The organism is Nocardioides dubius, from assembly GCF_039528155.1.
Taxonomy (GTDB): Bacteria; Actinomycetota; Actinomycetes; order Propionibacteriales; family Nocardioidaceae; genus Nocardioides; species Nocardioides dubius.
On sequence record NZ_BAAALG010000006.1, the window covers coordinates 145,925 to 157,359 of the forward strand.

10 protein-coding genes are annotated in these 11,435 nt (G+C 71.9%); 2 read left to right on the forward strand and 8 right to left on the reverse strand.

Annotated elements, in window-relative coordinates; genetic code table 11:
* A partial coding sequence (locus tag ABD151_RS08155; protein WP_343993145.1) for a hypothetical protein occupies window positions 1–1,245 on the reverse strand: 1,245 nt, incomplete at its 3' end.
* Window positions 1,246–1,336: 91 nt separating this feature from the next.
* On the opposite strand from ABD151_RS08155, the gene ABD151_RS08160 reads away from it, so the two are divergent.
* The gene (locus ABD151_RS08160) at window positions 1,337–2,770 is read left to right on the forward strand and encodes an SDR family NAD(P)-dependent oxidoreductase (protein WP_343993147.1); all 1,434 of its coding nucleotides are present in this window, start codon (window positions 1,337–1,339) and stop codon (window positions 2,768–2,770) included.
* A gap of 2 nt (window positions 2,771–2,772) precedes the next feature.
* On the opposite strand, the gene ABD151_RS08165 is transcribed toward ABD151_RS08160, so the two are convergent.
* The 3 genes from ABD151_RS08165 to ABD151_RS08175 all read right to left on the reverse strand — a co-directional run bounded on the left by ABD151_RS08165 (window position 2,773) and on the right by ABD151_RS08175 (window position 6,080).
* The gene (locus tag ABD151_RS08165) at window positions 2,773–3,819 is read right to left on the reverse strand and encodes a sulfotransferase family protein (protein ID WP_343993149.1); all 1,047 of its coding nucleotides are present in this window, start codon (window positions 3,817–3,819) and stop codon (window positions 2,773–2,775) included.
* A 33-nt stretch (window positions 3,820–3,852) separates the two neighbouring features.
* On the reverse strand, window positions 3,853–4,839 hold the full coding sequence (locus ABD151_RS08170) for a sulfotransferase family protein (protein ID WP_343993151.1): 987 nt from the start codon (window positions 4,837–4,839) through the stop codon (window positions 3,853–3,855).
* A 95-nt stretch (window positions 4,840–4,934) separates the two neighbouring features.
* Window positions 4,935–6,080 carry a hypothetical protein gene (locus ABD151_RS08175; RefSeq protein ID WP_343993153.1) on the reverse strand — a complete coding sequence of 382 codons (1,146 nt, stop codon included), beginning with the start codon at window positions 6,078–6,080 and terminating at the stop codon, window positions 4,935–4,937.
* A gap of 126 nt (window positions 6,081–6,206) precedes the next feature.
* Between ABD151_RS08175 and ABD151_RS08180 the strand changes: the two genes are divergently transcribed.
* On the forward strand, window positions 6,207–6,797 hold the full coding sequence (locus tag ABD151_RS08180; protein ID WP_343993155.1) for an acyltransferase: 591 nt from the start codon (window positions 6,207–6,209) through the stop codon (window positions 6,795–6,797).
* A gap of 85 nt (window positions 6,798–6,882) precedes the next feature.
* On the opposite strand, the gene ABD151_RS08185 is transcribed toward ABD151_RS08180, so the two are convergent.
* The 4 genes from ABD151_RS08185 to ABD151_RS08200 all read right to left on the reverse strand — a co-directional run.
* Window positions 6,883–8,181 (reverse strand): nucleotide sugar dehydrogenase, encoded by a 1,299-nt coding sequence (locus tag ABD151_RS08185; protein ID WP_343993157.1) that lies wholly within the window; start codon window positions 8,179–8,181, stop codon window positions 6,883–6,885.
* On the reverse strand, window positions 8,181–9,695 hold the full coding sequence (locus tag ABD151_RS08190) for a glycosyltransferase family 2 protein (RefSeq protein WP_343993159.1): 1,515 nt from the start codon (window positions 9,693–9,695) through the stop codon (window positions 8,181–8,183). Before ABD151_RS08190 ends, ABD151_RS08185 begins: the two co-directional genes overlap by 1 nt.
* Window positions 9,696–9,697: 2 nt before the next feature.
* Complete coding sequence (locus ABD151_RS08195) at window positions 9,698–10,684, reverse strand: Gfo/Idh/MocA family protein (protein ID WP_343993161.1); 987 nt, start codon at window positions 10,682–10,684, stop codon at window positions 9,698–9,700.
* Window positions 10,684–11,435, reverse strand: a 752-nt coding sequence (locus ABD151_RS08200) for a DegT/DnrJ/EryC1/StrS family aminotransferase (protein WP_343993163.1), incomplete at its 5' end; no start/stop codon positions are given. The genes ABD151_RS08200 and ABD151_RS08195, both read right to left, overlap by 1 nt.

The window sequence follows — 11,435 nt, forward strand, 5'->3', positions numbered from 1 at the left end:
ACGACCATCACCACACCCGATGTCGATCACCGTCCCCGGCATCTCCGCACGCGCATTCACGAACTCGAAGAACGACGAACCCGACCCATACGCCGTCCGCGCATAGAAATTCGCCCAATACACCTTGGTCCGCTGCTCCACGGTCAGGATTCCGTCGGTGCCGACGTCGGTGCGGCTCAACGACCAGCTGAACCCCGGCTTGGGGTTGCGCCAGTCGTCGCCGTAGACATGGGCCAGCAACCGCTCGGCGTTGCGCGGCCGGGCCATCGGGACGCCGATGAAGTCGACCTCCTCGGTGCCCTGCCAGTCACTCTCGGTGAACGCCGTCGTGCCGGCGGTCCCCCACGCGGTCTGCAGCACGCCGTCCTTGTCGAACCAGCCGTGGAAGACGTCGACGCGCTGGCCGGTGGCCGGATCGTTGACGTGCAGCAGGCGGCTGCGCAGATCGACGTTCAGACCCGCCTCGATCAGCGCCAGCGCGATCTCCACGAGCTCCTCGCCGGCCTCGACGCCGGTCCGGTGCCGCGAGATGTAGGCGCAGTCGAAGTCGTTGTCGTGCCCGATCGGCCCGCCGTCGCGCACCGAGCCCAACAGGCTCCCGTAGAAGAGGAACGGCTCGTAGCCGTGGCTGGCGACCATCAGCTCGCGCGTGCGGCCGTAGAGGTCGCGGACCGCGTCACGCCACACGCCACGGCTCTCCTGCGGCGCCATCAGGTAGCCCGACTTGGTGAGCTGGTAGCCCTGCGCCATCAGCTCCTCGAGCTCGGCGAAGGTGCGCTCCCCGCTGCGCCGCGGGGTCAGGTACATGCCGTGCCCGGCGATCGGCAGCGGCCGGCCGTCCACCCGCACCGTGAGCCGATTGCGGCGCCCGAGGAACGCCCAGAGCCCGGCGATCTGGAAGGAGAAGGCGCGCACCTGCTGCCCGGAGTTGCGCCGGTCGTCGCGGCGGCCGCTGGCCACCCCCTGGCGACGCGGCGACCCGGACTCCTCGTCACGGCGCTGCCGCACCACCGATCGCGAGATCGGCGCGTCCGCGGTCGGGTAGGTGGCCGCGATCTCCAGCCGCCCGACCTGCAGGGTGATCGGCACGTCCGGGTGGTCCTCGGGCACCGAGATCCACCCCACCAGGCGGTTGCGGGTCACCGACTCGACGATCCCGACCACCGGTGCCGGAGCCGCGACCGGCTCCGGGTGCAGCCGGGCCGTGATGCGCTGGAGCCCTCGACGGAGCGTGGTCCTGGGCATGGCAGATCCTCCGGCAGCGATAGGCGAGGCAGCGGTCCGGGGAACACTACCCACTCCGTGGGATCGCGCGCGGGATGAGAGAGTAGATCGCATGTCCGAAGGTGCTGCCTCCGCTCCCCGCAACGTCGCCGTCCTCCTCGCCGGAGGCGTCGGCTCCCGGGTGGGTCTCGACATCCCCAAACAGCTGATCAAGGTCGCTGGGAAGACGATCCTGGAGCACACCCTCGAGGTGATGCACACGCACCCCCAAGTCGACGAGATCCTGATCCTGATGTCGCGTGGCCACCTCGACTCGGTCCGCGAGATCGTCCGCAAGGGCGGCTACGACAAGGTGACCGCGATCCTCGAGGGCGGTGCCACCCGCAGCGAGACATCGATGAAGGCGCTCGAGGAGATCGGCGACCCGACCGCCCGGGTGCTGCTGCACGACGCGGTCCGCCCGCTGGTCAGCCACCGGATCATCGGCGAGTGCTTCAGCGCGCTCGAGGTCCACGAGGCGGTGGACGTCGCCATCCCGTCCGCGGACACCATCATCGAGGTCGATGAGAACGACGTGATCCGCGCGATCCCGCCGCGCTCGGCGCTGCGCCGCGGCCAGACCCCGCAGGCCTTCCGGGCCGGCACCATCTCCCGTGCCTACGAGCGCGCCGCCGCCGACCCGGACTTCGTTGCCACCGACGACTGCTCGGTAGTGCTCAAGTACCTGCCCGAGGTGCCGATCACCGTGGTCGCGGGCGACGAGCGCAACATGAAGGTCACCGAGCCGATCGACGTCTACATCGCCGACAAGCTCTTCCAGCTCACCGTGCAGGACCAGCCGCAGGGCCACACCGACGCCGAGTACGCGGAGCGGCTGGCCGGCAAGACCGTGGTGGTCTTCGGCGGCAGCTACGGCATCGGCGGCGACGTCGCCGACCTGGCTGAGCGCAGCGGCGCCAAGGTGCACCGGTTCAGCCGTTCGGCGACCGGCACCCACGTCGAGCGCCGCGACGAGATCGTGGCGGCCCGCGACCAGGTGCTCGCCGCGGACGGCCGGATCGACTACGTGGTCAACACCGCGGGCATCCTGCCGCGGGGGAACCTGACCGAGACCAGCGAGGAGACGATCTGGTCGGCCACCGAGGTCAACTACCTGGCGCCGGTCTTCATCGCCCAGGCCTTCCACGAGGCGCTGCGCGCGAGCAAGGGCGGGCTGCTGCTCTACACCTCCAGCTCGTACACCCGCGGACGCGCCGGGTACAGCCTCTACTCCTCGGCCAAGGCGGCCGTGGTCAACCTGACCCAGGCACTGGCCGACGAGTGGGCAGCCGACGGGGTCCGGGTGAACTGCATCAACCCGGAGCGGACCGGGACCCCGATGCGCACGAAGGCCTTCGGCGAGGAGCCGAGCGACTCGCTGCTGGCCTCCGACACCGTGGCCCGCACGTCACTCGACGTGCTGCTGGCCGACGACGTCACCGGGCAGATCATCGACGTGCGCCGCGACGACCCGTTGGCATCCCTGCTGGAGCAGACGACGTCCTGAGCTCAGCCGCGTCGTCGGACCCGGGCGGCCGCCCGCCGCCCGACCACGCCCAGCAGCTCGCGGGCACCGACGTCGCGGATCGGCCGGTCGTCCCCGGCTGGGGTCGGTGCCGGTGCCGGCGTCTGCTCGCGCTCGCGCTCGGCGGCGCGGGCCTCGACGGCGTCGTGGCTGATCGCGCCGGAGCGCTCGAAGAGCTCCTGGTAGCGCAGCTGCAGCGCGTCCATCGCCGCTGACTGCTGCGCGTCGGCGCCACCGGCCGCCCGCAGCGCCAGCACCGCCTCCCAGACCTCCACCGCGATCTGCTGCAGCTCGGCGGGGATCTCCAGGTCCTCCCAGCGCACCTGCACCCGGCGCAGGTCGGGGGTGATGAACTCGTCGACCGGGCTCACCACGTCTGGGGCGATGGATCCGGGCCAGCGGACGCCGAGCTCGTCGCTGAGCCGGCGCGCCTCCCCACGCCAGTCGGTGAGCAGGTCGGCGTAGCCGATGAAGGACCGGGACCGCCCGCGGGTGTGCCGCTCGCTGACCAGCTGGTTGTTCACCCAGCGGGCGACGTTGAAGACCTCGTAGCGGCGGCGCTTCGCCTCGTCGGCGCTGGCGTAGTAGGCAGCCCGGCTGCCGATCGTCTCGGCGGGGTGACGCAGCATCGAGATGAAGACCGTATCCCGGGAGTCGGCGGCCGCCGCCTCCTGCCACAGCTGCTGGGTCCAGACGCTGCGCGGGTCCTTCACCACGATCTGATCGTGCTCGGCGCCGACCTTGGCGACCCAACGCGCCAGCTTGGCGCGGTCCCGCGGGGTGATCACCGCCTGCAGGTCGTCGTAGGCGCTGGGCCGGGAGTCCATCACGTGCATCCGTGCCCGGGAGCACAGCTCCTCGTGGAAGCGCACCGACCACTTGGACTCGTAGAAGCCCTTGGGGTTCGAGGCGTTCGCGCCCAGGTACGGCCCGGGGACCTCGACACCGAGATGGTGGAAGAGGCCGGACATCGTGCTGGTACCGCTACGGCCGGTACCGGTGATCAGGACGAGAGTACGAGCTTCGGGCACCCCCGAAGTGTGCCATCCCGCGGCCCCGGGCCGTCAGCGGCCGAGCAGCTTGCGCGCCGCCGAGGACGCACGATCTCGGACGCCGCGCCGCTCAGGCTCGCCCACCGCGGCGCTCGCCGCGGCCGTCGCCGCGCGGGTGGCCCGGCGCTCCGCCTTGCGGATCGTGCGGCGCCGCTCGACCTGCGTCATCCCGATCGCGGCGTGCCAGTCCTCCAGGTACTCGGTGCGCAGCGCGTCGAACTCGGCCGGGTCGACCTGCTCCCCGTTGCTCTCCCGCAGCAGCGCCTGGTAGGTCCGCTCGGCGAGGTCGCGCAGCCAGCGCGGTGCGGCCACCTGCTCCCAGTCCGGGCTCATCCGGCGCAGCGCCGGGTCGATCAGCTCGTCGACCGGGTGCGGGCGCTGGTCGATCGCCGGCTCGAACCGCGCGCCCAGGTCGGCGCCGATCCGCTCGAACTGCACACGCCAGTCGGCGAGCAGGTCGGGGTAGTGCACGACGGTGCGCGCCGAGCGGGTCACCTGCTCGGTCAGGGTGGCGACGTTGATCCAGCCGGCGACGGCGGCGACGTCACGGGCGTCGTAGTAGGCGCTGCGGCTGGCGGTCACCTCGGCCGGGTGACGCAGCATCACCACGGAGCCCGGCTCGACGCCGAGGTCGCGGGCCGCGCCGGTCCACAGGTCGAGGAACCAGATCAGCCGGGGGTCCTTCAGGACCAGCTGGGGGCTCTCCTCGAAGCGTGCCTCCAGCCAGCTCCGCACCTCGTCACGCAGGCCGTCGCGCAGGGCGCGCTCGGCGACGATCGCCAGCCCCTCGGGGTCGGGGTCGAGGGCGAGCATCCCGCTGCGCTTGAGCAGCTCCTTGTGCAGCTGGACCACCCAGCGCGGCTCGAAGAAGCCCTTGGGGTTGGTCTCGTTGCCACGCAACGCACCGGGCGTGACGTAGCCGGCATGGCTGAGCGCACCGGCCATCGAGCTGGTGCCGCTTCGTCCGGGGCCGACGACAAGCAGCAAGGAGCGTTCCATCAAGGGGGCACCTAACGGAGGTCTCGAGCGCGCCTGGCCGGGGCTGACCGGGCTGGTCCAGACTACCGGGGTGGTTGGTGTCGCCGATCACCCGGCTAGCGACGACGCAGCCGCCGGGCGACGCGGGAGAGCAGGCTGGCCGGCGCGGGCGGCGTCGTCAGCTGCTCGATCTGCAGCGCCGTGCGCTGCTTGTCGAGATCCACCTTCTGGATCAGCTCGAAGAGCCCTTCGGCGATCAGCTCGATCGGCACGTGCGGCTCCCAGTCGGCCGGCACCTGCACCGGCGGGCGCATCACCCGCAACGACTCCACGGAGCCGAGCACCCGCACGCCGCAGCTCGCGACGAAGTCGGCGCGGGCCTTGTTCTGCTGCTCGATCCACTCCCAGGCCCAGGCCGGGTGCGGCGCACCGGACGGCCCGGGCGAACGCTGCGCACTCGCCTTGAAGGCCCGCACGAAGCCGTGGTTGAGGTAGCGCGCGCGCAGTGGCCGCGGCACCTCGGCCTTCTCCGCCAGGGCGTTGAAGGCACGCATCATCTCGGCCTCGGCATAGGTGAGCCCGCGGTTGGACTCGCCCGGGTACCCCTTGAGCAGGCCCAACGGGAGCCCGAGCAGGGTCTCGAAGCGGCTGAGCAGGTCACCCGGGTCCTTGTCGTCGATCACCACCAGGGTGAACCGGTCCGCACCGACGACGTCGACCCAGCGCTGCACCATCTCCTCGACGTCGTGGAACCCGAGGGCGTCGCGCTTCTCCCACGCGTTCGGGTCGTCGCCGAGGACCACCTTCAGCCAGTCCTCGTAGCCGGTGTCGATCCCGGCCTTCACCCGCTCCTGCCACAGCGACGGCAGCAGGCGGTCGAGGTTGCGGACCGCGGCCACGATCTGCGGGTCGTCGCCGCCGAGGCCGTCGACGAGCTGGCGCGCCTGCTCCGGCGAGGCGCGACCGAAGTCCTCGTTGCTCACGCAGACCCGCAGGCCCTCGACCGCCGCCACCTCGGCGACCAGGCCGTTCCAACGGTGCATGGGGGGCCGGGGCACGCCCGCCGGACCGCCCTCCAGGCCGAGCGCCCAGCCCGCCTGACGGCGCCGCTGCTTGTGCTGAGGGACGTAGAGCCCGTGTGCCGGCAGGTCGTCACGCTGATGGAACAACGCGGCTTGGACAGCCGTCGATCCGGTCTTGTGGGGGCCGATGTGGAGCACGTGGGCCGTGGGGCCGAAGGCACCCTCGGGGCTGGCAGACATCGGTGCGCTCTCTCCCAACTGAGCCGGAAACGAGCGCCCATCGTAACCAGCAGCCGACCAGCCGTGGTCGGCCCGCCAGCGGAGTCGGCCACGGCGAGCGCCCGGCACTGCCGTAACTTGTGGGCCATGAATGCAGTGGTCAAGGACTCCGCCCAGGTCGCCGACTCCGCCACCCTCGGTGACGGAACCACCGTCTGGGAGCTGGCGCAGATCCGCGAGAACGCGTCGCTGGGCACCGGGTGCATCGTCGGCCGCGGCGCCTATGTGGGCACCGGCTGCCAGCTCGGCAACAACGTGAAGCTGCAGAACCATGCGCTGGTCTACGAGCCGGCCACCCTGGGCAACGGCGTCTTCATCGGCCCGGCAGCGGTGCTGACCAACGACCAGTACCCGCGCGCGGTCGACCCCGATGGCAACCTCAAGCGGGCCTCCGACTGGGTCGCGGTGGGCGTCGAGATCGCGGACGGCGCCTCGATCGGGGCCCGCGCCGTCTGCGTGGCGCCGCTGAAGATCGGCCGCTGGGCGATGGTCGCGGCGGGTGCCGTCGTCGCCAAGGACGTGCCCGACTTCGCCCTCGTCCTCGGCGTCCCCGCCCGCCAGATCGGCTGGGTCGGCAAGGCCGGCCACCGGCTCACCGACGAGGGCGACGGCCGCTGGACCTGCCCCGCCACCGGCGCCACCTACACCGAGGCCGACGGCGTCCTCACCGAGGCCTGACACCCCCGAATTCGGATAGTCCCTGACGTTTTCGTGGACAAAACGGACCGCAAACCACGAAAACGTCAGGGACTATCTCCAGGGTTCAGCCGCCGATGACGACGCGGCGGACGCCGTCGGCCTGCCAGGCGGTGGCGTCGGTGACCCGGCGGCCGTCGACCAGGACCTTGACGCCGGGGAGGTCGGCGGGGGTGAGCGAGCGGTACTCGGCGTGGTCGGCCTGGATGATCGCCGCGCCCACCGGCTCGCCGCGGTGCGGGTTGAGCTTGTGCGCCTCGAGCTCGGCGTCGGTGTACATCGGGTCGGAGACGTAGGCGGTCGCACCGCGCGCCTCGAGGGCGGCGACGGTGCCGAAGACGCCGGAGAACGCGGTCTCCTTGACCCCGCCGCGATAGGCGGCACCGAGCACCAGCACCGCGAGGCCGGCCAGGTCGCCGTGCGCCGCCTGGAGCAGGTCGACGGCGTACGACGGCATCTCCGCGTTGGCCTCACGGGCAGCGCGGACGACGGTCGCCTCCGGGTCGTTCCACAGGTACATCCGCGGGTAGATCGGGATGCAGTGGCCACCGACCGCGATCCCGGGCTGGTGGATGTGGCTGTAGGGCTGGGAGTTGCAGGCCTCGATCACCAGCTGCACGTCGACGTCGACCTTGTCGGCGTAGCGCGCGAACTGGTTGGCCAGCCCGATGTTGACGTCGCGGTAGGTGGTCTCGGCGAGCTTCGCGAACTCGGAGGCCTCGCTGGTGCCGAGGTCCCAGACGCCGTTGGCGCGCGGCAGGTCGTCACGCTCGTCGAACTGCAGCACCGACTCGTAGAACGCGACGCCGGCCGCGGTCGAGGAGGCGTTGATCCCGCCGACCAGCTTCGGGTACTTGCGCAGGTCGGCGAAGACCCGGCCGGTGAGCACCCGCTCGGGGCTGAAGACCAGGTGGAAGTCCTCCCCTGCCTTGAGACCCGAGCCGGCCTCCAGCATCGGCGCCCAGCGCTCGCGGGTCGTGCCGATCGGCAGCGTGGTCTCGTAGCTGACCAGGGTGCCCGGGCGCAGCCCCTTGGCGATCTCGCGGGTGGCGGAGTCCATCCAGCCGAAGTCCGGCACGCCGTCGGCGTCGACGAACAACGGCACCACGACCACGACGGCGTCCGACTTCGCCACCGCCGCTGCGGTGTCGGTGGTGGCGCTGAGCAGGCCGGCCTCGACGGCGGCCTTCATCTTGACGCCCAGGTCGGTCTCGCCGGGGAACGGCTCCTCGCCGCGGTTCACCAGGTCGACGGCGCGCTGGTCGACGTCGGCGCCGATCACGGTGGCGCCGGAGCTGGCGAACTGCACGGCCAGCGGCAGGCCGATCTTGCCGAGTGCGACCACGCAGACGGTGGAACTGGTCATCAGATGCTCCGTTCGATCTCAAGCAGGGTGCGCCCCGAGGTGTCGGGGAAGACGCGCGCGGTCAGTGCCGTGCCGTTGCGGGTGAAGGTGGTGGAGGGGGCGTCCTCGCTGCGTACCGGCAGCCGGTAGCGCCCCTCGGTGGTGACGACGTCGATGCGCGGGCAGATCACCAGGCCCGGCTTGATCCGGGGCACCTCGGCCAGGTCCATCGACCAGCGCAGCACGCCGTCGGCGATGCTCACCGGCACCCGCCGAGGCGCGTGCCGGTCGGGCTCGGTCTGCAGGCGCACGCCCCAGCCGGTGCCCTTGGGCGCGTTGACGACGCTGACGCAGACCCGGTCCACGATCTCCGGGGCCAGCGAGGTGGGGGTCTCGCCACGCAGCAGCGAGCCCTCCAGCCAGATCCGGCCCTCGCGCACGGACCGGCCGAAGACCGTCTTGCGGGTGGCCGGCGGGACCACGAACTCGGGGTCCAGGACCTGGTCGGCGTAGATCCACGGCACCTGGCGCACGGCCTCGTCGTCGACGTAGACCCGGTGGCCGTCCTCCTCGGCCTCGTGCAGCCGCTGCAGCGACTCGAGGTCGCCGGCCGCGGCCAGCCGGAAGCGGACCCGCGCCAGCGGACGCATCCGCGCCCGGATGCCGTCGGTGAGGAAGTCGGCCGCCAGCTCGTTGAGGCCGGCCACCAGCTCGGCCTGCGCGGCGGGCTCGAGCTCGCCGAAGTCGCGACGCAGCAAGGTGGCGAGCTCGCCGGTGAAGTGCCGCTGCAGGATCTCGTCGCGGGCCTCGCCGACGGGCAGCAGCGCGGCCACCTTGCGCACCACGGCACCGAGGTCGCGCAGCCGCGACTGCCAGGTCGAGGTGTAGGTGATGTTCTCCATGCCCTCGCGGCGGACCGCGAAGTAGTAGGGCCGGTCCGCCAGCACCGAGACCCGGCGCCCGTGCAGCATCGCCTCGATCGTGAACGGCTGGTCGCTGCCGACCCGCATGTCCTCGGGGTACCGGATCCGGTGCTCCTCGATCACCGAGCGCCGGAACAGCTTGGTGTTCGACAGCGCGCTGGCCAGCAGCGCGCTGGGGAACGGCACCTCGGCGCGGGTCTCGGTGAACAGCGACTGGTTCACCCACCGGCCGCCGGTGCCCACCAGGCGGCAGCAGAGCACGTCCGACTCCCACTCGTCGGCGGCGGCCACCATCCGCTCGAACGCCTCGGGGTCGAGGTGGTCGTCGGAGCCGAGGAAGAAGACGTAGCGCCCCTGCGCCACGTCCAGGCCACGGTTGCAGGGCTGCGCCGGTCCACCGGAGTTGGGCTGGTGGATGACGGTGAACAGCCCCGGGTGCGCCGCGGCCACCCGGTCCAGCTCCTCGCCGGAGCCGTCGGTCGAGCCGTCGTCGACGGCGACGACCTCCATCCGTCCGGGCGCGATGCTCTGGCCGATCAGGGATGCCAGCGTCTCGCGCAGGTACGGCATCGTGTTGTAGACCGGCACGATCACCGACACGTCGGGAGACATCGCTAGAGCGTCACCGTGGTGTTGGTCGCAGCGGAGTCCAGGATCGCCTCGGAGACCTCGACGATCCGCACGCCCTGGTCGAGGTCGACAATCTGGCTGGCGTCCCCGCTCACCACGGCGTCACGGAACTTCTCGTGCTCGACCAGCAGCGGCTCACGCCGGGCCAGGGCGAAGCGGGTGACGTCGCCCTCGGAGACGCCGCGGAAGTTGCGCTGCGACTCCCACTCCAGCGGAATCGCGCCGTTCGCGTGGAAGGTCAGATCCGCGGTGAGGGTGTCGGCGATCAGCGCGCCCCGCTCGCCGGTGACGACGGTGGTGCGCTCCTTCTGCGGGCTCAGCCAGTTGACCAGGTGCGAGGCGATCACGCCGTCGCTGAGCTCTGCGGTGACCGCAACCATGTCCTCGTGCTCGCGGCCGCTGCGCCGGGCGGTCTGCGCCGCCACGGTGACGTAGTCGCGACCGGTCACCCAGGCGGTCAGGTCGATGTCGTGGGTGGCGAGGTCCTTGACCACGCCGACGTCGGCGATCCGGGCCGGGAACGGGCCCTGGCGCCGCGTGACGACCTGGTAGACCTCACCGAGGTCGCCGGCAGCGAGCCGCTCGCGCAAGCTCTGCAGCGCCGGGTTGTAGCGCTCGATGTGGCCGACGCCGCCGACCAGGCCGCGCTCGGCGAAGGCGTCGCGGACCGCGCGGGCGCCCTTGCTGGTGGCCGCCAGCGGCTTCTCGATCAGGGCATGCACGCCGGCCTCGGCCAGCTGCAGGCCGACCTCCTCGTGCAGGAACGTCGGGCAGGCCACCGTCACGTAGTCCACCCCGGCCGCGAGCAGCTGCTCGAGCTCGGTGTGGACCGGGACGCCGGCATGCTCGGCGGTGCCCAGCGCCGGGTCGACGACGCCGACCAGGTCCACGCCGTCCAGGGCGCCCAGCACCCGGAAGTGGTTGCGCCCCATGGCGCCCATGCCGACCAGGCCGGCTCGCAGGCGCGCCATCACAGGGCCTCGATCGACGCGTTGACGGCATCGATGATCCGGTCGAGCTCGGCGTCGGTCAGCGTCGGGAAGACCGGCAGCGACAGCGCCTCGGCGGCGGCCCGCTCGGTCTCGGGCAGCTCCCAACGCGGGTCCGGGCTGCCGTCGGCGGCCAGGAACGGCCGCAGCCGGTGGATCGGCGTCGGGTAGTAGGTGGCCGAGCCGATCCCGCGCTCGGTGAGCGCGGCCTGGAGCGCGTCGCGGTGCTCGGGGACCCGGATCGTGTACTGGTGGTAGACGTGGCGGTAGCCCTCGGGCACCACCGGCGTGATCACGCCCTTGAGGCCCGCGGTGAGCCGGGCCGCGTTGGCGATCCGGCGCTCGGTCCACTCGCCGAGGCGGGAGAGCTGGTTGCGGCCGACCGCGGCGGCGACGTCGGTGAGGCGGACGTTCGCGCCCACGATCTCGTTGGCGTAGCGCTGCTCCATGCCCTGGTTGCGCAGCAGGCGCAGGGTGCGGGCGAGCTCGGCGTCGTCGGTGGAGACCATGCCGCCCTCGAGCGAGTGCATGTTCTTGGTCGGGTAGAAGCTGAAGCAGCCGCCCTTGCCCCAGGCGCCGACCGGGCGGTCGCCGATCGCGGCGGCGTGCGCCTGCGCGGCGTCCTCGACCAGGGCGAGCCCGGCCTTCTCGGCGATCTCGGTCAGTGCGGGCAGGTTCGCCGGCAGGCCGTAGAGGTGCACCGGCATGATCGCGGCGGTGCGCGGGCCGACGG

Coding starts and splice junctions, on each gene's coding strand:
- ABD151_RS08170 (WP_343993151.1), bottom strand. CDS start 4,839: ATGGAACGCTCCTTGCTGCTTGTCGTCGGCCCCGGACGAAGCGGCACC.
- ABD151_RS08195 (WP_343993161.1), bottom strand. CDS start 10,684: ATGGCGCGCCTGCGAGCCGGCCTGGTCGGCATGGGCGCCATGGGGCGC.
- ABD151_RS08175 (WP_343993153.1), bottom strand. CDS start 6,080: ATGTCTGCCAGCCCCGAGGGTGCCTTCGGCCCCACGGCCCACGTGCTC.
- ABD151_RS08190 (WP_343993159.1), bottom strand. CDS start 9,695: ATGTCTCCCGACGTGTCGGTGATCGTGCCGGTCTACAACACGATGCCG.
- ABD151_RS08180 (WP_343993155.1), top strand. CDS start 6,207: ATGAATGCAGTGGTCAAGGACTCCGCCCAGGTCGCCGACTCCGCCACC.
- ABD151_RS08160 (WP_343993147.1), top strand. CDS start 1,337: ATGTCCGAAGGTGCTGCCTCCGCTCCCCGCAACGTCGCCGTCCTCCTC.
- ABD151_RS08185 (WP_343993157.1), bottom strand. CDS start 8,181: ATGACCAGTTCCACCGTCTGCGTGGTCGCACTCGGCAAGATCGGCCTG.